Source organism: Aliarcobacter faecis (assembly GCF_013201705.1).
In the GTDB taxonomy this organism is placed as follows: domain Bacteria; phylum Campylobacterota; class Campylobacteria; order Campylobacterales; family Arcobacteraceae; genus Aliarcobacter; species Aliarcobacter faecis.
In genome coordinates, this window is sequence record NZ_CP053837.1 from 436674 (window position 1) to 458394 (window position 21721).

A 21721-nucleotide genomic window follows, 5' to 3' on the forward strand; every position below is an offset into this window, starting at 1 on the left:
AATTTCTAATATATTTTTCTATCAAAATGGTTTTAATCTACTCTCAAATCCCCATTTGATATAATCTATGAGCTTATTTTTAGGAAAAGACACAGTTTTAATCTACTCTCAAAACCCCATTTGATATAATCTTTAATATCGTTATCATTCTTTAATCGTGTTTTAATCTACTCTCAAATCCCCATTTGATATAATGTGAAACATAATCAGGATAAGTTCTAAAAGGTTTTAATCTACTCTCAAATCCCCATTTGATATAATAGGGTAGCTTAAAACCCTGTATATAGAGCTTTTAAAAGCTTTTTATACTTAAAAAACAAGTACAGTTTGTGTCTGTTTTTCTACTTTTTTTTCAGGTTTTTCACGATAATTTTCTATAATAATCATATTTTTATATTGTGCTTCTGTTACTTTTAATACTCTTATTGAACCTTTTGTAGGTGGAATTTCTTTTATTTTTTTCTCATATTTTTGAGCATTTTCCAAACTGTTACAAAATCTCACATAAATGGAGAACTGAAACATTATAAAACCCATTTCTAAAAGTTTTTTCCTAAATTTTGTATATTTTTTAATATCGCCTTTTGTTTCTGTTGGCATATCAAACATTGCAAAAAGTACCATTTTCCTATACCTACTTATCTCTTGATTCTTATCTTTTTTACTTTTTATCATAGTTTAAAAAGTTTTAATTCTTCACTTTTACCTAAACAAATAGATTGATAGTTTGCAACTATTTGTCTCATACAATAGGATACTTGTACTCTTTGATTATCATATATTATTATCTCATCTAATAGTTTTAAAAGCTCTATTTTCATAGAACTTGAAATTAGGGTATCTTTTTTTATATTTCTTTTTACATATAAATCTACTATTGGACGAAAAATCATCTGCTAAATTAAAAGCATTTAACTCGTTACTATGATGTATCCCAAAAACTGGATTTAATCCATATACTATTAAATATCTGCAAATAGAACTTCTAAAAATTGTATATCCAAAATTTAATGCTACATTTCTACCATCAAGTAAAGAGTTTCTACTAAAATCTTTATCAAAAAGTTCTTTAAAATAGTATGTCGCAGCGACTGCTTCTATATGCTCTTTATCATTTGATTTTACTCTTGGAAGTAAGCTATCTAAATAATTCTCTTTTATATTAAAAATTTTTAAAATTTTTGACTGATTTTCTACTTTTGAATAAACTATTTTTTGCCAAATTTGATTTAGTTTTGGCTTACTTAAAAGAACTTGTGCTTTTTGTATTTTTGTTGTACGGCTATTTTTATTTATTCCTAATAAAATTGAGCTAGGCATAAATCTTTCATCACAAAATATCACACTAATATCTGCTTTTGATAGTTGAGCTAAAAGTGCAGTTGAAATAGTAGTATGATAGTTTTCTATTAAAATAGTATCTATATCATCAAAACAAACTGTGTTTTCGCTATCTTCTGTTTTAATTTTGATTAGGTTGTTTGTATAGCTTAAGTAGGCTTTGTTTTTTATGTAAAGTTTTTGAAAAGACATTTTATAAACTCCCAAAAAAGAGTTTATAAAATTTTAGCGGGGCTAAATCGCCCCTTGTTTTAATCAGACTATCAAATCCCCATTTGATATGGGAAAATGGTATCTTAATTTTTCTTAAACTCTTCATAAGAAATCTTTCCAAAGAAATTTATTTTTACTGGTTTTACAATTCTATAATCAGCTATTTGAATAGGAATTACTGATTTATTTTTTGTATTTATGTTATCTACTTTAATAACATTTTTTCCTTTACCTATTTCTCCACCACCATTACAAGTATAATAATTCTTTGTACCATTTTTTAAATCTTCAATTTCTATAATATTATTTTTTGATACAGTTATTTTATCATCGTAATTTGATATTAATTTTATCTTTCTTTCATCAATTTTCGGCAAAATATCATTTTTTATAGAAGAAAAATAGTTTAGACCTATTAATTGTCCTTTTAAAGTGTTATATAAATCTACACTCAAGGTGTTATCATTTAATTTTGCTACAAAAGGTGTTTTAGAAGATTTTAAATTTTCATAAACTTCTTTTGTTAATCTTTGTACTCTATTTTTTTGCTTTTTATCTGTGATTATTATACTATCAGCTTTTGTTACAGAGTTTGATTTTAGATTTAAGCTTCTAACTATCTGTTTTTTACCATCTTTTGTATAGAAGAAACAAGGAAATTCTAGCTCTTTTACAAACTCTTTTTTAGTCTGTTCCAATTTTTCTATTCTATTTTTTATTTCCAAAATTTCAACTGTTTCAATAGCTTTTTTATCTCTTGGAAGATTATTTTGTTCTTGTTTTATCTCTTCACTTATATTATTTATTTTTTTTCTTATTTCTAGTAGTCTTTTCTCATACTCTTCTAAAGCTATTTTTATATTGTTTTGTTTTGGAAGATTTAGCTTATCTTTTATTTTTTCAAACTCTTTTTTAACTTCATCATCTTTTAAATCTTTTCCAAAATTATTTAAGAGTAATTTTTTATTAATCTCTACTTTATCTATTTGAGAGAAGTTATTTAGCTCTTTATCCCAAATAAGTTTTATATTTCCATCTTTAAAACCACGAATATTTTCTCTTTTTTTCATATAAGGGCAAACATATAGTTCATTTTTCTCATATTTCTCTACTTTATCTTTTACAAATTCAAATAAAGATTTGCCATTTTTTGAAATTGGGAATCTTGTTTTTAATTTTTCTAAAATAGCTTTTGTTTTAAATTTATCCTCTTTTTGTTTGAAAAAGTCATTTAAAGCCTTTTTTGAAGAGTTATTTAAAAGTGAAATAACAATAGCATCTATTGTATGATGATAGTTTGTATCTCTATCCTTTTTACCCTCTTCGTTCTTTGGTTGTGCTTCATTTATTCCCCAAAGTTTTTTTAGTTCATTTATAGCTTTCCCTGTGACTCTTATTACTTTATCGTTTGATTCACCTTTTCCATACTCATTTTGTTTTGGAAATAAATAGTGTTCTAAATAGTTTGCAACTATTTTTGTAGCACTTCTTGTATCGTTTAGAAATCTATCTTCTAATTTTTCATTATCCCAAATTTTTTGGATATTTTTTTCATCTGTTAGGCAAATTTTTTTATCTTTATTTGCTATAAACTCATCTACACGACCTACAAAATTTTCCCACTTACCAATAGATTTCAAAAAGCTTACTGGGTGTTGGTTTGATTTATTTTGATTGTATTTTTTAAGTACCAATATTTTATTTTTATAACTATCTATCCAAATTTTACTTCTAGGGATAAAATGCTCAATCTCTGTTATATTTTCATCTAAAGCTTCCTCAAGAGTTAAACCCTCTCCACTATAAAGGCATTTTGATTTTTGTTCTTTCAAAAGTCTTGCCCTTAAAATATTTTTATTACTTAACTCTTTATTTCCACTTTTTAGTAAAGTTTGGGCATCTTTTATCTCTTTATTGCTTTGTTCTTGTGATTTTTTGATTTTATCTTCATCTTTTTTTGAGTTTAGTTCTCTTGCTGTTTCAATTATGATTTTATCTATTTTTCCGTATTTTGATATTAGCTCATTTACCAATCTTCTTAAAATTGAGATTACTCTTTTTACATTTGGACTAATAAGTGGTTGATAAAATAGTTGTTCTGATTTAAAATTTTTAACATTTTTTTCTAGCCATTTTATATCTTCAATACTAGGATTTAGTGGTGGAAGATAATTATAAGCTTCCATTTGAGTATATCTTTTAAAATATCCTAACTCTTCAAGGCATGTTTGGTAAGATATATCATTTTTCAACTTTTGTAAAATCTCATCTATAAATTTTAAAGAAAATGATAAATAAGAGCTTTTAGCTTTGTTTATATTTGCTATTTTATCTATTTGTTCTTCACTTAAAATATTCTCTTTATTTAGCTTTTTAATCTCATCTTTTATCTGTTGCTCACTTACAAAATAGTGTAAAACTTCCAAAAGTTTTGAGTAAAATTCTTCATTTTTCAAAATAGTTTCAAAATCAACTATCTCTAAAAGTGCTTTATGTACAGATATATCTTGAACTGTATCATCTTGTTTATCTGAAGTTTGTATCTCTAAATCTTTAAGTCCAGCATTTTTGAAGATATTTTTAGCAGTTATTGTTTGTACATTGGGAGTATATAGCCAAAAATTAATAGTAGTTTCTATATCTTCTTTTGAGATTTTTACAAACTCACCAGTTTTTTTGTTTAAAATCAAATTTCCTAAAATAGAGTTTTCAATTCTTTGTCTTAAAACAAATTCAATAGCTTTTATATGTGCATTTATAACTCTTTTTTGAGGCTCTTTTGAATATAAGTTATAAAAGCTACAAAAACCTACCATATCTTCAACACTTTTTAAATTTCTTTGTTCAAAAATTCCTTTTGAATTTTTATTTACACCATTTATAAACTTATTTTTGAAATCCTCATAAGTTTTTATATCTTTAAAAAGTTCTATATTATTTTTTTGACTCTCTATTAAAAGTTCTGCTTCTTCTTGCCAAAGTTTTCTATCAAGTGAATTATTATAATTATCTTTCTTATTTCTTATCGCAATATTTATAAAACCATCTTCCTCTAATTCTTCTTTTTTCAGTGTTAAAACTTTTGAAGGAAGTGTATAGTTACTATTTTTATAAATATTTTTATTATTTAAAATCGCACTATTTATCTTTTCACTCTCTTTTGCTTTGTTTTCATCTTCTTCTTTTGCAAAAAGATTTGTATATCCTCTTCTTGAGATTATTGTATAAAGAGCAAATGTAAACTCATCTTTTGATAATTTTTTACCTTTTATTGCTTCTTCTCTTAAACTATATGGCTCTTTGTAAAGTTTCGTAAGATTATTAAAATACTCTATTGGATTATCTAATATATTTTTTGAAGCTAGATTAAAATAGCAAAAAAGTTTTCTAATATTCTCTTTTCTTCTACTAGCTCTTTCATTTCTTCGTCTTCCGCTTCTAAAAGCTCTTCTATCAGTAGATGGAACATATTCACTAAAAATTATACTATTTGAAGCTAGTTCATTAAAAATTGTAATACTATCTTTCTCTTCTACTTTATTTAGTGCAAATCCTATGCTATTTGTACCTAAATCTAACCCTAAAATTCTTTCCATTTCCTTGCCTTTGAAAGTGATTATATTTATAGAGTTTACTACAAAACTATTTAACAATAGAAGATTGAAAATCTTAAGATATTTTTATGTATAATAAAAGAATATTGAAAAGAAATTTGGAGAAAAAATGAAAATAATAGAGGGTATTTTAAGATTAAAAGGAAATGAAAAAGTAGCTATTATAAATGGAAGATTTAATCATATAATTACTGATAGATTAGTTGAAGGAGCACGAGATGCTTTTAAAAGACATGGCGGAAATGAAGATAATTTAGATTTGATATTAGTTCCAGGAGCTTTTGAAATACCATTTGCATTGGATAAAGCACTATCAGGTGGAAAATATGATGCGGTTTGTTGTGTTGGAGCTGTTATAAGAGGAGCAACTCCACACTTTGATTATATAAGTGCAGAGGCAACAAAAGGTATAGCAACAGTAGCTTTAAAATATGGAAAACCTGTATCAAATGGTGTTTTGACAACAGATACAATAGAGCAAGCAATTGAAAGAGCTGGTTCAAAAGTTGGAAACAAAGGTGCAGAAGCTATGGTTACAATAATTGAAATGCTAGATTTATATAGCGAAATGGGAAAATAATTTGGCAACAAGAACACAAGCTAGAGAGTCTGTAATTGGGCTTTTATATGCCTATGATTTAGGAAATGATGAGATTACAAAATTTGTTGATGAAATACTTGAAGAGAAAAAAATAAGAAATAATCAAAAAGAGTTTGCTTTAAATTTATTTAATGGAACAATAAAAAATTTAAGCACAATTGATGACCAAATAAAAGCCTTTATAACTCAAGGAAATCTTGAAGATATAGGTTCTGTTGAAAAGTCTATTTTAAGACTTGCTATTTATGAAATTTTATTTGAAAATTTACCAAAAGCAGTTATTATTAATGAAGCTATTGAGTTATCAAAAAGATTAGCAAGTGATGGTGCACCAAAATTTGTAAATGCAATTTTAGATCAGGTAAAAAAGGGCTAAAATGAAAAAAGATATGAAACTTTGTGTATCTTTAGATTTAGAGAGTTCAAAAGAGAATTTGGCTCTTGTTGAAAAAATAAAAGATTTTGATGTATGGTTGAAAGTAGGTTTTAGGACATATTTAAGAGATGGAAAGAAGTTTTTAGAAGATATAAAAGCTATAAATCCAAACTTTAAAATTTTTTTGGACTTAAAGCTATATGATATTCCAAATACTATGGCTGATGCAGCACAAGATATTTCTAATTTTGGACTTGTTGATATGTTTAATGTTCATGCAAGTGCAGGAAAATTTGCTATGCAGACAGTTATGCAAAGATTAAAAGATATTCCAAATAGACCTTTAGTTTTAGCTGTTACTGCACTTACATCTTTTGATAATGATAGTTTCAAAAAAATTTATGGTGAAAATATTGATAAAAAAGCTAGAGAGTTTGCTAAAGAGACTTTTGAAGCGGGGCTTGATGGTGTTGTTTGTTCAGCATTTGAAAGTTTAGATATTAAAAATAATACTTCAAAAGAGTTTATAACTTTATGCCCTGGAATCCGTCCTTTTGGTGAAGATAGTGGTGATCAAAAAAGAGTTGCTGATATTGGTTTTTCAAAAGAGAATTTAGTAGATTTTATTGTTGTAGGAAGACCTATATATAAAAGTGAGAATCCTAGAGTTGTTGTAAAAAATATATTAGCAAATATTTAAAGTTTATATATTTTTAAGTTAGTATTAAGCCTTAGATTACTATAATTCCCGTCCTGATTTATTGAAATCAGATTTCGGACAGTTGGGTGAGTGGCTGAAACCACCTCCCTGCTAAGGAGACGTACTGGCAACGGTACCGAGGGTTCAAATCCCTCACTGTCCGCCACTGGGTCGTTAGCTCAGCTGGTTAGAGCACTCGGCTCATAACCGAGTGGTCGAAGGTTCGAGTCCTTCACGACCCACCAGCTAAAAGATATTAAGTTTTTTTTAATATTTTTTTAGATATCATTCCAATCCTTTTAGAAAAGGGTTTCATGCGGGAGTAGCTCAGTTGGCTAGAGCTTCTGCCTTCCAAGCAGACTGTCGCGAGTTCGAGTCTCGTCTCCCGCTCCACTTTTTTAAAGTGAAGTTCTTTTATTTTTTTATCGCGGAATAGAGCAGCTAGGTAGCTCGTCGGGCTCATAACCCGAAGGTCATAGGTTCAAATCCTATTTCCGCAACCAATTTATTTAATTTTTAAGTCAAAGTAGCTCAGCTGGCTAGAGCGCTGGTCTCATAAGCCGGAGGTCGAGAGTTCAAGTCTCTCTTTTGACACCATAAAATAAAGTAAAAGTGCTGGTGTAGCTCAGTTGGCTAGAGCAGCTGATTTGTAATCAGCAGGTCGGGGGTTCGACTCCCTTCACCAGCTCCACTTTTATTTAATCCTTCTGGGGTATCGCCAAGCGGTAAGGCAACGGTTTTTGGTACCGTCACTCGAAGGTTCGAATCCTTCTACCCCATCCACAAAATCAAAAAACAATCTTCTATTACAAAATAATTTCTTAATAAAGTAGTTATATGCCAACATTTGAGTTAGTTTTACCAGAAAAATTACTGTTTGTCTTTTCAAATATTTCATTAATCTCATTTTGTTTTTTTATTAGTTTTATTTTTGCAAAACTTTTTAGAAGTTTTTTAATATTTTTTATAACTTTAAGTTTAATTAGTAGCTTATTTTATGGAGATATATTTTTAAAATATGTAGTTAGAACTTATCATATATTATTTAAAATGGATAGTAAAATATTAATAAAAGCACAAAAAAATTTAAATGGGAAAATTGATAGTTTAGATTTAAAAGAGATTTATGTTTATCCTTTAAGAAATTCTGGAATGTTAAATTTAGATGATAGATATGATATTTCTAAAGTACACGAAAAATATATTGATAAATTTATAGATATAAGCACTTATTCTACACGATTTAATCGACACACTTTTGATATTGAAAGAGTATATTTAAACGGAAATAATAGAATTTTAGATGAAAAACCAAGATTCGAAGTTACAAAGAAAGAGATAAAGAGCTTTTTTTCAACAATTTATTCTAAAGAGGAGTTTTTATTTAGAGATAAATTAAATAATATTGTAATTGCTACAGCTTATAATATAAGTTTTAAACCAAGTATTGATAGATTTAGAAATAAACATCTATTTTGGAGTTTGGAAAAAGAAGAGGAGTTTAATCCAAAGCCTATCCAAAATTTTGATAATATTTATAAAAAATTATTTATGAATTAGATGAAATTTCCTAATTCGTCGCCTAAATACTCATCTATTTTTTTTGCTAACTCTTCAAAAGATATATCTCCATTTTTATTAAAAATTACAATCTCTTCTCCAAAATCATTTTGAATGAAGTGCTCTTTTTTTGTAACTTCTTCATATAGTTTTTGTATTTCATCTTCACTTTCAACTTTATTAAATAAAAACCAATTGCAAGTTGTATCTTCAACTCTTAAAAGACCATAGTTATTATTTTTATCTATATAATCTTGAATTGTTCCATTTTCAAATCTAGCACCAACAACCATATCATCTTCATTTAAGATCATTTCCATTAATAAACCTTCTAATTTTTTTCAAATTATATTTAAACTACTTTTAGTAATCGATTATTTTGTAATTATTGGTTACAATCACAAAAAAAATCAAGGAAATATTATAAAAAAGTTTAAAAAAGTACATATAGAACTTACTAATATTTGTAATTTAAAATGTACATTTTGCCCACCAAAACTATTTCCAAACAAAATTATGGATTTAAGCACTTTTGATATATTAAATGCTCAATTAAAAGAGTTTACAAAAGAATTAGCTTACCATATAGTTGGAGACCCACTTGTTTTAGGAAATTTAGAAGAGTATTTAGATATTAGTTTAAAACATAATTTAAAAGTAAATATTACAACAACAGCAAATAATATTAGTCAAAAGCACTATAAAGCTTTGATAAATTCTTCTATAAAACAGATAAATTTTTCTTTAAATTCATATAATGCAAATTCACATAAAAAGAGCTTTGAAGAGTATTTAGAGCCAATTTTAGAGTTTGTAAAGTTTGCACAAGAAGAGAAACATGAATATTTTATAAATTTTAGAATTTGGAATTTAGATGAAGAAAAAACAGCATTTGAATTTAATAAAAAAGTTTTTGATAAAATAAATATTTTTTTTGGTTCAAATTTATATATAGATGAGATTTATAAAAATAAACCAAAAAATATAAGAGTTGATAGAAAAATTTTTATAAATTTTGATGAATATTTTGTTTGGCCAAACCTTAAAAATGAGATTGTAAGTCAAAAAGGTTTTTGTTATGGTTTAACTTCACATTTTGGGATTTTATCAAATGGAACTGTAGTTCCTTGTTGTTTGGATTTGGATGCAAATATAAATTTAGGAAATATTCATCAATCAACTGTAAAAGATATTTTGCAAACTAATAGAGCGAAAAATATGATAAAAGGGTTTAAAAATTCTATTTTAGTAGAGGAACTTTGCCAAAAGTGTGAATATAGAACAAGGTTTGATTTTTAATTGTTTATAGGTAGAATAATAAAATTTGAAAAAAAGATGAAAAATGAATGAAATAGAGATTTTAAGAAGAAGTGTAAGAGATTTTTTTAGTTCATCAATGCTAAAACTAGCTTTAATTCCACTTCTTGTAACAATGTTACTAATGTATATGATATTTTTTGGAATGGCAAGCTATGGAATAGAAGCTTTAAGAACTGTTGCTGAAACTTCACAAGCAACAGGTGAGGTTGTAATTGATGATAAAGCACCATTTTATTTTGTTTGGCTTACATATTTAACTGTTTTTTTATTTAAATACTCAATTACTTCATGGTTAGCTGCAACTTTATTTTATACAGTTGGGGCAATTTTTATTTTTCATTTAAGTGTTATAATAACTTTATTGGTAATTGGTCTTTTAACTCCTTTTGTTGTAAATTATTTGGAAAAGGTGCATTATAAGAATTTAGATTTAAAACCTTATGGAACTATTTTGGGAGCATTTTGGGTATTTTTAAAAGCTCTTTTTGTAATGATATTTTTGTATGTTTTGCTAGTACCGTTATATTTTGTGCCATTGATAAATATAATAGCTTTTTATCTACCTTTGTACTATTTTTTTCATAAACTTTTAAATTATGATGTATCTTCTACAATTTTAAGTAAGCAAGAGTATAAGCAGATATATTCAAAAAATGGAAGCTCTTTTAGAATGAGAACTCTTTTTTTGTATTTTATCTCTACAATACCGTTTATTACTCTTTTTGTAGCAGTTTTTTATACAATTTATCTATCTCATGCTTATTTCATAGAACTTGAGAAGATTTCACTAATAAAGAGTAAAGATATAGATGAAGATATTGAGTTAAATAAAATAGAGCATAAAGAGAGTTTATAATTTTGGAAAATATTAAAAATGCAATAATAAAATCAAATATAGAAATTTTGGGTTATATAAAAAATAGTTTGAAAAAAAATGATTTTTTATATACAAATAAAATAGGCTTTGGTGGTGATAAAACACTTAAAATTGATGCTATTTTGGAAGAGATATTTATTGAAAATTTAAAAGATTTTGGAAATATTTTTAGTGAAGAGTGTGGATATATAGATAATCAAAAAGATATTACATTTATAATTGACCCACTTGATGGAAGTAATAATTTTTTCTCAAATATTCCATATTTTGGTACATCGGTTGCTGTTAAAAAAGATGATATTACTATTGCTGGATTTGTAGCAAATTTAGCTAGTAAAACGGTTGTTTATAGGATATTAAGTGAAGATATTAGATATTTTTGTTTAGAAAGCAAAAAAGAGTTTAACAAAATAGAAAATCATAGCTCAAAAGTTGCTATTTTTGAAAGAGGTTATAAATATCCAAATATTTGTAAAATCTTAGATGATAAAAATTTTAAATTTAGAGTTTTAGGAGCGACAGCTCTTTCTTTAGCAAATGCAAGAGATGCTTTATTTGTACTATTTATTGGTGATTTAAGAGTTTTTGATATAGAAGCTGCTTTATTTATAAGTGGAGATTTATATATTTATAAGAATGAAAATCTGATTTTTATAACAAAATATAAAGATACGTTTGATTATTTTAAAGAAAATATTAATCAATTTTAGGTATAACTCCAAGATAATAAATTATACTAGGAAAATATATGGCTTTAATAATTATGGATGAATGTATAGCATGTGATGCCTGTAGAGAAGAGTGCCCAAACTATGCTATTGAAGAGGGTGATCCAATATATGTAATTGATCCTGATCGCTGTACGGAGTGTGTGGGACATTATGAAGAACCACAATGTGTAGAAGTTTGTCCAGTGGATTGTATTATTTTGGATCCAGATAATGAAGAGACATTAGAGGAACTAAAATTCAAGTATGAACAACTAATGGAAGAAGAAAATTAATATGTCAAAAATTACAACAATCATCGATATTGGGTCAAACTCAATGAGAATGGTTGTTTTAGAAAAGAGTAGTAGGTTTGCATTTAGTCTTATAAATGAGACCAAAAGTAAGGTGAAAATTTCTGAAGGTTGCTACGAAAATGGTGGAAATCTTCAAGAACTTCCTATGCAAAGAGCTTATGAAGCTTTAAAATCTTTTTTAAATATCTCAAATGCTTTAAAATCAAGAAAAATTTTATGTGTTGCAACTTCAGCTTTAAGAGATGCTCCAAATTCTAAAGTTTTTTTGAATAGAGTTAAGAAAAATTTAGGTTTGAATATAAAAGTTATTGAAGGTGAAAAAGAGGCATATTTTGGTGGAGTTGCTACTTCAAATTTGCTTCATGATGATAATTTTGTAACAGTTGATATAGGTGGTGGAAGTACAGAGTTTTGTTTTGTAAAAGATGGAAAAATAACAAAATCGATTTCACTAGATATTGGAACTGTAAGATTAAAAGAGTTATATTTTAACAAAGATAATCTTGATGGTGCAAAAAATTATATTTTAGAGAATTTAAAAAAGGTTTTTAATTTAGGAGTTGAGATTCCTTCAAAGGTTGTAGGAATTGGAGGAAGTATTAGATTTTTATCGAAATTAATAATGCAAAAAAATCTCTATCCCCTAGATGCAATTCATGGTTTTACATATAGTGTAAAAGATGAACAAAATTTATTTTTAGATATTCTAAATACAAGAACTGTTGAAGATTTAGAAGTTCTTGGAGTAAAAAAAGATAGGTTTGATACTATAAAAGAAGGAACTTTTATATTTAAAACAATTCTTGATGAATTAAAAATAAAGACTGTTGTAACTTCTGGAGTTGGAGTGAGAGAAGGTGTTTATTTAACTGATTTATTAAGAACACAAAATCATAAATTTCCAGCAAATTTTAATGTAAGTGTTAGATCTTTACTTGATAGGTTTCAAATTTGCCCAAAACAAAGTGCTTATTTAGGAAAAAATGCTAGAGAGATTTTTGAAAAATTAAAACCTCTTCACAATCTTGATGATAAATTTGCTACTCTTTTAGTAGTTGCTTCAAAACTTCACTCTATTGGTACAACACTTAATTTTTATAAGTTAAATGATAATGCTTTTGAGTTTATATTAAATGGTTTAAATTATGATTTTTTACACTCTTCAAGGGTTGTTGTAGCACATATTTTAAAATTATCAAAAAAATCTTTACCAAAAGAGAAAGATTTAGAAGAGTATAAAGAACTTTTACCAAATCTTGAAACTATGCAATGGTTGGCATTTATGCAAGCACTAAATTTAGCAATAAATATAGATTTTAGTTGCCCAAAAGTAGAGTACTTTTTGGATAAAAATATATTACAACTAAATTTGCCAAATAAATCATTTTTAGTGAAGTCTTACATTGAAAAGCTAGAATTACCACAAAAACTATTTATAGAGATTTTATAGTGCAAAAGATAGCTATTATTAAGCTATCGGCTATGGGTGATATTATTCACTCTATGGTAGTTTTAGAATTTATTAAAAAAGCTTATCCAAATTTACTTATAGATTGGTTTGTAGAAGAGGTATTTAGTTCTGTTTTAGAAAATAATCCAAATATAAATAAAATAATAAAATTAAATCTAAAATCTATAAAAAAATCAAAAAAAAATATTTTTAAACAATTAAGCTTTGTAAGAAGTTTTAAAAAAGAGAAATATGATTTAATTATAGATGCACAAGGGCTTATAAAATCTAGCTTAGTTGCAAGAGTTTTAGGTAAAAATATTACTGGATTTTGTAGAAAATCAACAAGAGAAGGTATAGCTAGTTTTTTTTATTCAAAAAAAGTAGGTATAGAGTATAGTCAAAATGTAATAGATAGAAACTGTTATTTATTTGGAGAAGCTTTAAATTTTGAAATAAAAAAAGAGGATATTTTAAATAAAAAACCATTTTTATTTTATAAAGATGAAGATAAAAGAATTTATGATTATTTACAAGAAGATAAAAAGAATATCTTACTTGTAGTTGGTGCTAGTTGGGATAGTAAGATGTATTCTAAAGAGAAGTTTGCTAAAATAGTTTCTAGTTTAGATGGAAATTTTTTAATTGCTTGGGGAAATGAGAAAGAAAAAGCTATAGCAGATTTTATTACACAAAATTCAAAAGCTTTAGCTCTACCAAAATTAGATTTAAATAGTTTAAAAGCGTTGATTTCTAAAGTTGATTTAGTAATAGGAAATGATACTGGTCCTACTCATATGGCTTGGGCTTTAAATATTCCTTCTATTACACTTTTTGGAAATACTCCAGCATATAGAAATACTTATGTAACAAAGTTAAATAAAACTATAAAATCAGCAAGTGATGTAAATCCTTATAAACTAGATAAAAATGATTTTTCAATTCAAGATATAGATGAAAATGAGATAGTAAAAATGGCAAAGGAACTTTTAGATGTATAGAAAAATTAAAGATTATTTTAGACTTTTTTTATATAACACTTTTATGTTTTTATTTTTAATTACTCCAAATTTTTTAATGAAAAGAGTATTGCAATTTATGGCATTTTTTGCTTATAAATTTAATAAGAAACATAAAAAAATTGCCAAAGCAAATCTGGATTTAGTTTATAAAAATAGTATAAGTGAAGAGAGAAAAGAGCAGATTATCTATAGCTCTTATAAATCTTTGGTTTTTAATATGTATGAGTTTATAGAAAATCAGAATATTACAAAAGAAAATATGTTAAAAAAAGCAAATATTTTAAATAAAGAGATAATAGAAAAGGCTTTTAAGGATAATAGAAAAATTATATATGTAACTGCTCATTATGGAGGTTGGGAGATAACTTTACCTTATATTGCTTTGATGTTTGGAGAAATTGCAGTTGTAAATAGAAAGATGGATAATCCACATATTCAAGAAAAATATGCAAAAGCTAGAAGTAAAAATCTTATTACTATGCTTGAAAAACAAAGTGCTGCAAAAGGTATGATTCAAGCTTTTAAAGATAATAAAAGTATTGCTGTTGTAATTGATCAACATATTGGAAGTGGAGTGGAAGTTCAATTTTTGGGGCAAAAAGAGTTAGCAACAGATTCAACTGCTAGAATGGCTTTAAAATTTGATGCGATAATTATTCCTATATTTACAGTTAATAATGGTTTTAGAGATTGGACTATCGAGGTAAAAGAGCCTATAGATGTAAGAACTTTTGAGTTTAAAACTGATGATAAGATAAAAGAGCTAACTCAAATTCAAAATGATATTGTTTCAAAGCAAATTTTTGATAAACCAGATTTTTGGCTTTGGCAACATAAAAGATTTAAAGCCTTTAATAATGATATTTATAAAAAGAAGCTAAGTTGAGTAGTTTTGAAGAACTAGCAAAAAAAGAGTTCGAAAGTTCGAATAAAGAGATTTTTCCTTTTATTTTTGAAGAAAAACAGTATTGGATAAAAAAAGCAAGAGAGACAAAACCAAATAAAATCCAAACATTTTTTCATAAGTTTTTCCCATTTGAATTATTAATTCCTTCATTATATAAAACTTCTAAAGAAGCTTTAGAATTTGAAAGTTCTAAGCTTAAAAGATTTGAGACTTTAGGTATAAATGTTCCAAAAGTTAGTTATAAAAATGAAGATTTTTTTGTACTAGAAGATAGTGGAGAGAATATAAATGCAATTCTAAGAAATAAAAATATAAGTGAAAAGAAATTCTACTTTTATGTGGATTTAGTTTTACAAGAGTTGGCAAAAATTCATAATTTGGGACTTTTTCATGGTGGAAGTCAAATAAGAAATTTTACATATAAAGAAGAGAAAGTTTTTGTAATAGATTTTGAAGAGAGTTTTGATAAAAATATAGATATAAAAACTTTACAATATAGGGATTTTTTACTTTTTATTTTGTCTTTTACAAAGATAAAAGGAGTTGAATTTAAAGTAAATTATAGCTATATAATAGATAAATATTTAGAAGTTTCAAACAATAAAGAGTTTATAATTAATCTTAAGAATTTTGCAAAAAGATTTATTTTTTTTGTTTGGCTTTCTAAAAAAGAGTTTATTAAAAAGAGATTAGGAAGTGATGTAATCTACTTCTTAGATCTAATAGAGATTTTAAATAGAATGGATAAAAATGCAAAATAAACCAAAATATAGTTTTCTGAAAAATTGGAAATATGCTCTTGATGGTTTAATAACTGCTATAAAAACAGAAAGCTCTTTTAAACTTGAGCTTTTTTGTGCAGTTTTTATAATCATAGGAATTTTATATATAGATACAAGTTTGACAAATAAACTAATACTTCTGATAACTGGTATTTTAGTTTTGATTGTTGAACTTATAAATTCAGCTATTGAAAATGTAGTTGATTTATGTACAAAAGAGATACACCCACTAGCAAAAAATGCAAAAGATATAGGCTCAACTGCTGTTATGTTTTCTATTGGATTGCATATTGTTTGTTGGGTTTGGATTCTATTTAATTAAAGGTAGATAACAAGCATGAAAAGTATTAAAAAAATATTAATTATAAGATGTGGAGCATTGGGTGATTTAGTTTATTCGACTTCTGTAATAGAGGCTTTAAGATTTGAATATGGAGAAGATATAATAATTGATTATTTATCAACTCCTGGTTCTTCAAAACTTTTTGAAAGTGATAAGAGAATTAATAAAGTTTTTCATTTAAAACATAAAAAAATCCCGATATTTTTTAGCTCTCAAAAAAAAGCTATTATCAATTATTCAAAAAAAGAGCCTTATGATATTTTAATAAATTTTGAAATGGGAAAGCCATTTCAAAGTCTAGTTAAAAAAATTGTAGCGAATAAGAAAGTTGGTTGGTTTAATGAAAATATTGATATTCCTTTTGAATTAAATCGTGGTGAACAACAAAAATATTTTTATAAATCTATTGTTTCAACATATAATCTAGAAAGGTCTTACCCTAAAGTTTCTATATTAGACTTTAAAGATATTCAAGGAAAGTTTAATTTAGAAGATGAATATATAGTAATTGCTCCTAGTAATTCTCATGTTAATAGAAGAGGGATAAATTATAGAGCTTGGGAAAATAGTTATTGGATTGAATTAATCAATTATTTATCAAAAAAGATTTTAATAGTAGTCTTAGGTGCAAAAAGTGAAGATAATTTTTTTAATTTATTAAAACCTTATCCTAAAAATGTTGTTGATTTAGTTGGAAAAACGAATATATCAGAATTAAATACGGTTATAAAATATGCAAAAATTGTAATATGTACTGATTCAGCTGTTGGACATATTAGTGCAGCAACAAATACACCAGTAATTGTTCTAATGGGACCAAATAATACTATTACAGATTCTCCTTATTCTACACCATATAATAAAGTTTATCCAATTTCTTTAAAATTAGATTGTTCTCCTTGTTATAAGACAGAAATTATGAAAAAATGTAAAGATAATATTTGTATGAAGAATATAAGCCCTAAAATGGTTATAAATAAGATTTTATCTAATATATAGTAAAATATTAAAATATCCAATAATAAGAGGTGAGCAGATGAAAGGGATAATACTAGCAGGAGGGAGTGGAACAAGATTGTACCCAATCACAAAAGGAGTAAGTAAACAATTAGTTCCAATTTATGATAAACCAATGATTTATTATCCTTTGTCAGTTTTAATGTTAGCAGGAATTAAAGAAGTGCTTATTATTACAACCCCACAAGATCAATCAAGCTTTATAAACCTTTTAGGAGATGGGAAAGATTTAGGTATGAGATTTGAATATGTAGTTCAACCAAGCCCAGATGGTTTAGCCCAAGCATTTATCTTAGGTGAAAAATTTCTAGATGGTGATGATGCTTGTCTAGTACTTGGAGATAATATCTTTTATGGACATGGATTAACAGAGTTATTAGCTAAAAGTATAAGAAATATTAAAGATGAAAATAAAGCAACTGTATTTGGTTACTATGTAAGTGATCCACAAAGATATGGAGTAGCAGAATTTAATGAAAATGGTGATGTAATAAGTATAGAAGAAAAACCAAAAGAGCCAAAATCAAACTATGCTGTTGTAGGACTGTATTTTTATCCAAATGATGTAGTAAAAAAAGCTAAAAATGTAAAACCAAGTAATCGTGGTGAACTAGAAATCACAACTTTAAATCAAGATTATTTAAATGAAAATAGATTAAAAGTAGAACTTATGGGAAGAGGATATGCTTGGCTTGATACAGGAACTCATGAAAGTTTGTTGGAAGCAAGTTCTTTTATTCAAACAATTGAAAATAGACAAAGTCTAAAAGTTGCATGCCTTGAAGAGATAGCTTATGAGATGGGATATATAACAAAAGAAAAACTTTTAGAACTAGCAGAACCTTTGAAAAAGAATCAATATGGACAATACTTAATTTCTAGAGCAAATCAACCAAGAAGGATGAAATAATTATGATATTTACTAAAACGCAAATTCCAGAAGTTGTAATTATTGAACCAAAAATTCATGGAGATAATAGAGGATATTTTGTAGAAACTTTTCGTGCAGATAAACTTGAAGAATTTCTAGGATATAAGATAAAATTTTGCCAAGATAATGAATCAAAAAGTTCTAAAGGAGTTTTAAGAGGACTTCACTATCAACTTCCACCATTCTCTCAAACAAAATTAGTAAGAGTAATAAAAGGGAAAGTACTTGATGTTGCAGTTGATATAAGAAAGAATTCTCCAACTTTTGGACAACATGTTGCAGTTCTTTTAAGTGATGAAAATAAAAAGCAATTATTAGTTCCAAGAGGATTTGCACATGGATTTGTAGTACTTAAAGATGATACAATATTTGCATATAAAGTAGATAACTACTATAGTCCAGAGTGTGATAGAGGAATTGCCTTTGATGATAAGGAACTAAATATAGATTGGATTTTAAAAAAAGAAGAATTAAATTTATCAACTAAAGATACAGAACAACCAAAATTAAATCAAACAAATGATTTGTTTGAATATGGAGTAGATTATTATGCTTAATAATACTTTTAATATCTTAGTTACTGGTTCAAAGGGACAACTGGGAAATGAAATAAAAGAGTTGTCTTCAAATTACTCTTATAACTTCTTTTTTATAACTAGAGATGATATTGATATAACAAATAAAGAGAGTATTAAAAACTTTTGTCAAATAAATAGTATAAATGTAATTATAAATTGTGCAGCTTATACTGCAGTTGATAAAGCTGAAACTGATATAGAAAATGCAGACTTAGTAAATAGAAAAGCTGTAAAAAAACTTGCTCTTGTTTCTAAAGAACTAAATATAAAACTAATTCATATCTCAACAGACTATGTATTTGATGGTAAAAACTTTAAACCATATTGTGAAGAGTTTCAAACAAACCCACAAAGTGTATATGGTAAAACAAAGTTAGAGGGTGAACTTGAATTTATAAATATAAATCCAAAAAATTCTTTAATTATAAGAACTTCTTGGGTTTATTCTTATTATGGAAATAATTTTGTAAAAACGATGCTTCGTTTAGGAAAAGAAAAAGAGTCTCTAGGAGTAATTTTTGACCAAGTAGGGACTCCGACTTATGCTGTACATTTAGCTAAAACTATACTTGATATTATTCCACAGATAGATAATGAAAAAGTAGATATTTATAATTATTCAAATGAAGGAGTTCTTTCTTGGTATGATTTTGCAAAAGAGATAATAAAAATGGCTAAATTATCTTGTAAAATAAATCCAATAGAGACTTTTCAGTATCCAACACCAGCAAAACGACCACATTTTTCTGTGTTAAATAAAGCAAAAATAAAAGAAATGTTTAATATTGAAATTCCATATTGGAAAGATGGTTTAGATGATTGTTTAAAAAGATTAGGAGAAATAAATAGTGTTGAATAACTCAAAAACAATATTAGTAACAGGATGTGCGGGATTTATAGGTTCAAATTTTGTTCCATATTTTTTAGAAAAATATCCTAACTATAATCTTATAAATTTAGACCTTTTAACTTATGCAGGAAATTTAGAAAATCTAAAAGAGTGTGAAAATAATCCAAGATATAAATTTATAAAAGGTGATATTTGTAATAGAGAACTTGTAGAGTTTATATTTAGTGAATTTGATATAAGAGGAGTTATTCATTTTGCAGCTGAATCTCATGTGGATAACTCTATTAAAAATCCTGGAGTATTTGTACAAACAAATGTAAATGGAACATATACTTTGGTTGATGTTGCAAAAAAATATTGGATGGAAAAACCGTTTGTTTATAAATCAAATTATCAAGATTGTAGATTTCATCATATTTCGACAGATGAAGTATATGGAACGCTTAGTCTTCACCCAAATGATTTGTTTACTGAAATAACTCCTTATGCTCCAAATTCACCTTACAGTGCATCAAAAGCTTCATCTGATATGATAATAAGAGCTTATCATGAGACATTTGGATTAAATACAGTTATTACAAATTGTTCAAATAATTATGGACCAAAACAACATGATGAAAAATTAATTCCAACAATTATTAGAAATGCTCTTTTAGGAAATCCAATACCAATATATGGAGATGGTAAAAATATAAGAGATTGGTTATATGTACTTGATCATTGTAAAGGAATAGATCTTGTTTATCATAAAGGTAAAAAAGGTGAGACATATAATATTGGTGGAAGAAATGAAAGAACAAATCTACAAATAGTAGATAGAATTTGTACTATTTTAGACCAAGAAGTTCCAAAAGAGAGTTCATATAAGAAGTTAATCACTTTTGTAGAAGATAGAGCAGGGCATGATAGAAGATATGCAATAGATGCAACAAAGCTTGAAAATGAACTTGGATGGAAAGCAGATGAGAACTTTGATACAGGTATAGTTAAAACTATTAATTGGTATTTAGGGAAGTATAATGCAAAATAATCCAAAATGTTCAATAATAATATCTGTTTATAAAGATACTGATAGTTTAGATTTAATTTTAGAATCCTTATCAAATCAAACAATTATACCTAATGAAGTAATAATTTCAGAAGATTGTCAAAGTGAAGAGATGAGAGATTATATAAATATTGCAAAAGATAAATATAAAGACCTTGATATTACTCATCTTTTTCAAGAAGATATTGGATGGAGAAAAAATAGGGCATTAAATAGAGCAATTCTTGCTTCAAAATATGAATATTTAATATTTATAGATGGAGATTGTGTACCTTTTGATAATTTTATTGAAAATCATGTAATGCAAGCTGAAAAAAAGATAGTTTTATCTGGTAAAAGAGTAGAGTTAGGTGAAAATATTACAAATCAAATTCGCTCTAGAAGATTATCTGTTTCAAAATTAACTAAAAATTATTGGTCTTATGCTCCTCAGCTTATTAAAGATAAAACTAGACATTTAGAAGATATTTTACATATATCATATAAATCATTTTGGGCTCCTTTTATGAAAAGAGATGTAAATTATATTATAGGCTGTAATTGGTCAGTTTTTAAAGAAGACATATTAGCTATAAATGGCTTTGATGAAACATATACTTTACCTTCTATTGGTGAAGATGTTGATTTAGGCTGGAGGTTTAGAGGATTAGGAATAGAACTTAAATCCTGTAGGCATAATGCAAATTTAGTACATTTATATCATAAAAAGAGATTTAATAATACTCAAGGTGAGATAAATAATGCAATTTTATGGAAAAATCATGCACAAAATAAATTTTTTTGTGAAAATGGAATTAAAAAAATAAATGATAATTAATATAAAAAATATTGAATATTCTAAAATAAGTAGTTTTGCAGATAAATTGTTGATATTATTTATTTTGTGCTTTTCTTTCTTCGTATCTTTTCATCCCGTGGTTGGAAAGTACCTTGTAAATAATATGTTTTATATTTGGTTAATTAGTTTAAATTTTAAAAATATTTTTTTTTATCTTAAAAACAATAAAATATTTCTATTTATAATAATATTTTTTTTATGGATAACATTCACTGTTATAATAATACCAACAACAAATTATTATAATTATGATAATTTTATTAAATATTTTTTATTACCTATACTAATCATTATTACAACAATAAAAAAAGAGCATATAAAATACATTA

The 21721-nt window shown here is 26.1% G+C and carries 23 protein-coding genes and 7 tRNA genes; 26 read left to right on the forward strand and 4 right to left on the reverse strand.

Going from position 1 to position 21721, the window contains the following annotated elements; all coding sequences use genetic code 11:
- Window positions 1-309: 309 nt before the first annotated feature.
- The 3 genes from cas2 to cas9 form a co-directional block, all read right to left on the reverse strand.
- A complete protein-coding gene (cas2, locus tag AFAEC_RS02170; protein WP_119173170.1) occupies window positions 310-624 on the reverse strand; it encodes a CRISPR-associated endonuclease Cas2 in 315 nt (104 codons plus the stop codon).
- Window positions 625-789: 165 nt separating this feature from the next.
- Window positions 790-1533, reverse strand: a complete 744-nt coding sequence (cas1, locus tag AFAEC_RS02175) for a type II CRISPR-associated endonuclease Cas1 (RefSeq protein WP_026806400.1) — start codon at window positions 1531-1533, stop codon at window positions 790-792.
- A gap of 104 nt (window positions 1534-1637) precedes the next feature.
- Window positions 1638-5150, reverse strand: a complete 3513-nt coding sequence (cas9, locus tag AFAEC_RS02180) for a type II CRISPR RNA-guided endonuclease Cas9 (protein ID WP_026806399.1) — start codon at window positions 5148-5150, stop codon at window positions 1638-1640.
- A 127-nt stretch (window positions 5151-5277) separates the two neighbouring features.
- Here cas9 and ribH point away from each other — a divergent pair, with 127 nt between their 5' ends.
- From ribH to AFAEC_RS02235, 11 genes are all read left to right on the forward strand, one after another.
- On the forward strand, window positions 5278-5748 hold the full coding sequence (ribH, locus tag AFAEC_RS02185) for a 6,7-dimethyl-8-ribityllumazine synthase (RefSeq protein WP_026806398.1): 471 nt from the start codon (window positions 5278-5280) through the stop codon (window positions 5746-5748).
- A 1-nt stretch (window position 5749) separates the two neighbouring features.
- Window positions 5750-6145, forward strand: coding sequence for a transcription antitermination factor NusB (gene nusB / locus AFAEC_RS02190; RefSeq protein WP_026806397.1), 396 nt, complete (start codon window positions 5750-5752; stop codon window positions 6143-6145).
- Window position 6146: 1 nt separating this feature from the next.
- Window positions 6147-6845 carry an orotidine-5'-phosphate decarboxylase gene (pyrF, locus tag AFAEC_RS02195; protein WP_081754539.1) on the forward strand — a complete coding sequence of 233 codons (699 nt, stop codon included), beginning with the start codon at window positions 6147-6149 and terminating at the stop codon, window positions 6843-6845.
- A 76-nt stretch (window positions 6846-6921) separates the two neighbouring features.
- Window positions 6922-7011, forward strand: a tRNA-Ser gene (locus AFAEC_RS02200).
- A 2-nt stretch (window positions 7012-7013) separates the two neighbouring features.
- A tRNA-Ile gene (locus AFAEC_RS02205) sits at window positions 7014-7090 on the forward strand.
- A gap of 71 nt (window positions 7091-7161) precedes the next feature.
- Window positions 7162-7238: transfer RNA gene (locus AFAEC_RS02210), tRNA-Gly, on the forward strand.
- 33 nt (window positions 7239-7271) lie between these two features.
- Window positions 7272-7348, forward strand: a tRNA-Met gene (locus AFAEC_RS02215).
- Between the two features lie 17 nt (window positions 7349-7365).
- Window positions 7366-7442: transfer RNA gene (locus tag AFAEC_RS02220), tRNA-Met, on the forward strand.
- Between the two features lie 17 nt (window positions 7443-7459).
- Window positions 7460-7536 (forward strand) — tRNA-Thr (locus tag AFAEC_RS02225).
- A 17-nt stretch (window positions 7537-7553) separates the two neighbouring features.
- Window positions 7554-7628, forward strand: a tRNA-Gln gene (locus AFAEC_RS02230).
- Window positions 7629-7682: 54 nt separating this feature from the next.
- Window positions 7683-8405 carry a hypothetical protein gene (locus AFAEC_RS02235; protein ID WP_026806395.1) on the forward strand — a complete coding sequence of 241 codons (723 nt, stop codon included), beginning with the start codon at window positions 7683-7685 and terminating at the stop codon, window positions 8403-8405.
- Here the strand turns inward: AFAEC_RS02235 and AFAEC_RS02240 are convergent.
- The gene (locus AFAEC_RS02240) at window positions 8402-8725 is read right to left on the reverse strand and encodes a hypothetical protein (protein ID WP_026806394.1); all 324 of its coding nucleotides are present in this window, start codon (window positions 8723-8725) and stop codon (window positions 8402-8404) included. The genes AFAEC_RS02235 and AFAEC_RS02240 overlap by 4 nt on opposite strands.
- A gap of 127 nt (window positions 8726-8852) precedes the next feature.
- On the opposite strand from AFAEC_RS02240, the gene AFAEC_RS02245 reads away from it, so the two are divergent.
- From AFAEC_RS02245 to AFAEC_RS02315, 15 genes are read left to right on the forward strand one after another with little or no spacing between them, the layout of a single operon-like run.
- Window positions 8853-9704, forward strand: coding sequence for a radical SAM/SPASM domain-containing protein (locus tag AFAEC_RS02245; RefSeq protein ID WP_267313854.1), 852 nt, complete (start codon window positions 8853-8855; stop codon window positions 9702-9704).
- A gap of 43 nt (window positions 9705-9747) precedes the next feature.
- Complete coding sequence (locus AFAEC_RS02250; protein WP_026806392.1) at window positions 9748-10581, forward strand: EI24 domain-containing protein; 834 nt, start codon at window positions 9748-9750, stop codon at window positions 10579-10581.
- 2 nt (window positions 10582-10583) lie between these two features.
- Window positions 10584-11312, forward strand: a complete 729-nt coding sequence (locus AFAEC_RS02255; RefSeq protein WP_172658618.1) for an inositol monophosphatase family protein — start codon at window positions 10584-10586, stop codon at window positions 11310-11312.
- Between the two features lie 38 nt (window positions 11313-11350).
- The gene (locus AFAEC_RS02260) at window positions 11351-11605 is read left to right on the forward strand and encodes a YfhL family 4Fe-4S dicluster ferredoxin (RefSeq protein ID WP_024775455.1); all 255 of its coding nucleotides are present in this window, start codon (window positions 11351-11353) and stop codon (window positions 11603-11605) included.
- Window position 11606: 1 nt separating this feature from the next.
- A complete protein-coding gene (locus AFAEC_RS02265) occupies window positions 11607-13076 on the forward strand; it encodes a Ppx/GppA phosphatase family protein (RefSeq protein ID WP_026806390.1) in 1470 nt (489 codons plus the stop codon).
- A complete protein-coding gene (gene waaC / locus AFAEC_RS02270; protein ID WP_026806389.1) occupies window positions 13073-14077 on the forward strand; it encodes a lipopolysaccharide heptosyltransferase I in 1005 nt (334 codons plus the stop codon). Before AFAEC_RS02265 ends, waaC begins: the two co-directional genes overlap by 4 nt.
- Complete coding sequence (locus AFAEC_RS02275; protein ID WP_026806388.1) at window positions 14070-14984, forward strand: LpxL/LpxP family acyltransferase; 915 nt, start codon at window positions 14070-14072, stop codon at window positions 14982-14984. The genes waaC and AFAEC_RS02275 overlap by 8 nt, the downstream gene beginning before the upstream one ends.
- Complete coding sequence (locus AFAEC_RS02280; RefSeq protein WP_026806387.1) at window positions 14981-15766, forward strand: RIO1 family regulatory kinase/ATPase domain-containing protein; 786 nt, start codon at window positions 14981-14983, stop codon at window positions 15764-15766. The genes AFAEC_RS02275 and AFAEC_RS02280 overlap by 4 nt, the downstream gene beginning before the upstream one ends.
- The gene (locus AFAEC_RS02285; RefSeq protein WP_026806386.1) at window positions 15756-16109 is read left to right on the forward strand and encodes a diacylglycerol kinase; all 354 of its coding nucleotides are present in this window, start codon (window positions 15756-15758) and stop codon (window positions 16107-16109) included. Before AFAEC_RS02280 ends, AFAEC_RS02285 begins: the two co-directional genes overlap by 11 nt.
- A 15-nt stretch (window positions 16110-16124) precedes the next feature.
- Window positions 16125-17129 (forward strand): glycosyltransferase family 9 protein, encoded by a 1005-nt coding sequence (locus AFAEC_RS02290; RefSeq protein ID WP_034216669.1) that lies wholly within the window; start codon window positions 16125-16127, stop codon window positions 17127-17129.
- 37 nt (window positions 17130-17166) lie between these two features.
- Window positions 17167-18057 carry a glucose-1-phosphate thymidylyltransferase RfbA gene (rfbA, locus tag AFAEC_RS02295; protein WP_026806384.1) on the forward strand — a complete coding sequence of 297 codons (891 nt, stop codon included), beginning with the start codon at window positions 17167-17169 and terminating at the stop codon, window positions 18055-18057.
- Between the two features lie 2 nt (window positions 18058-18059).
- Window positions 18060-18635: a dTDP-4-dehydrorhamnose 3,5-epimerase gene (gene rfbC, locus AFAEC_RS02300; RefSeq protein WP_026806383.1), complete on the forward strand. Its 576-nt coding sequence runs from the start codon at window positions 18060-18062 to the stop codon at window positions 18633-18635.
- Complete coding sequence (gene rfbD, locus AFAEC_RS02305; RefSeq protein ID WP_026806382.1) at window positions 18628-19515, forward strand: dTDP-4-dehydrorhamnose reductase; 888 nt, start codon at window positions 18628-18630, stop codon at window positions 19513-19515. The genes rfbC and rfbD overlap by 8 nt, the downstream gene beginning before the upstream one ends.
- Window positions 19505-20536, forward strand: a complete 1032-nt coding sequence (gene rfbB / locus AFAEC_RS02310; RefSeq protein WP_026806381.1) for a dTDP-glucose 4,6-dehydratase — start codon at window positions 19505-19507, stop codon at window positions 20534-20536. The genes rfbD and rfbB overlap by 11 nt, the downstream gene beginning before the upstream one ends.
- Entirely contained in the window at window positions 20526-21371 is an 846-nt protein-coding gene (locus AFAEC_RS02315; protein WP_034216668.1) for a glycosyltransferase, read from the forward strand. Before rfbB ends, AFAEC_RS02315 begins: the two co-directional genes overlap by 11 nt.
- The last annotated feature ends 350 nt before the right edge of the window (window positions 21372-21721 follow it).

Bases quoted from the DNA above. Each gene is read 5' to 3' on its own strand.
- cas2 (WP_119173170.1), bottom strand. From the start codon at position 624: ATGGTACTTTTTGCAATGTTTGATATGCCAACAGAAACAAAAGGCGAT.
- cas1 (WP_026806400.1), bottom strand. From the start codon at position 1,533: ATGTCTTTTCAAAAACTTTACATAAAAAACAAAGCCTACTTAAGCTAT.
- cas9 (WP_026806399.1), bottom strand. From the start codon at position 5,150: ATGGAAAGAATTTTAGGGTTAGATTTAGGTACAAATAGCATAGGATTT.
- ribH (WP_026806398.1), top strand. From the start codon at position 5,278: ATGAAAATAATAGAGGGTATTTTAAGATTAAAAGGAAATGAAAAAGTA.
- pyrF (WP_081754539.1), top strand. From the start codon at position 6,147: ATGAAAAAAGATATGAAACTTTGTGTATCTTTAGATTTAGAGAGTTCA.
- AFAEC_RS02235 (WP_026806395.1), top strand. From the start codon at position 7,683: ATGCCAACATTTGAGTTAGTTTTACCAGAAAAATTACTGTTTGTCTTT.
- AFAEC_RS02240 (WP_026806394.1), bottom strand. From the start codon at position 8,725: ATGGAAATGATCTTAAATGAAGATGATATGGTTGTTGGTGCTAGATTT.
- AFAEC_RS02250 (WP_026806392.1), top strand. From the start codon at position 9,748: ATGAATGAAATAGAGATTTTAAGAAGAAGTGTAAGAGATTTTTTTAGT.
- AFAEC_RS02260 (WP_024775455.1), top strand. From the start codon at position 11,351: ATGGCTTTAATAATTATGGATGAATGTATAGCATGTGATGCCTGTAGA.
- AFAEC_RS02265 (WP_026806390.1), top strand. From the start codon at position 11,607: ATGTCAAAAATTACAACAATCATCGATATTGGGTCAAACTCAATGAGA.
- AFAEC_RS02275 (WP_026806388.1), top strand. From the start codon at position 14,070: ATGTATAGAAAAATTAAAGATTATTTTAGACTTTTTTTATATAACACT.
- AFAEC_RS02285 (WP_026806386.1), top strand. From the start codon at position 15,756: ATGCAAAATAAACCAAAATATAGTTTTCTGAAAAATTGGAAATATGCT.
- AFAEC_RS02290 (WP_034216669.1), top strand. From the start codon at position 16,125: ATGAAAAGTATTAAAAAAATATTAATTATAAGATGTGGAGCATTGGGT.
- rfbA (WP_026806384.1), top strand. From the start codon at position 17,167: ATGAAAGGGATAATACTAGCAGGAGGGAGTGGAACAAGATTGTACCCA.
- rfbC (WP_026806383.1), top strand. From the start codon at position 18,060: ATGATATTTACTAAAACGCAAATTCCAGAAGTTGTAATTATTGAACCA.
- rfbD (WP_026806382.1), top strand. From the start codon at position 18,628: ATGCTTAATAATACTTTTAATATCTTAGTTACTGGTTCAAAGGGACAA.
- AFAEC_RS02315 (WP_034216668.1), top strand. From the start codon at position 20,526: ATGCAAAATAATCCAAAATGTTCAATAATAATATCTGTTTATAAAGAT.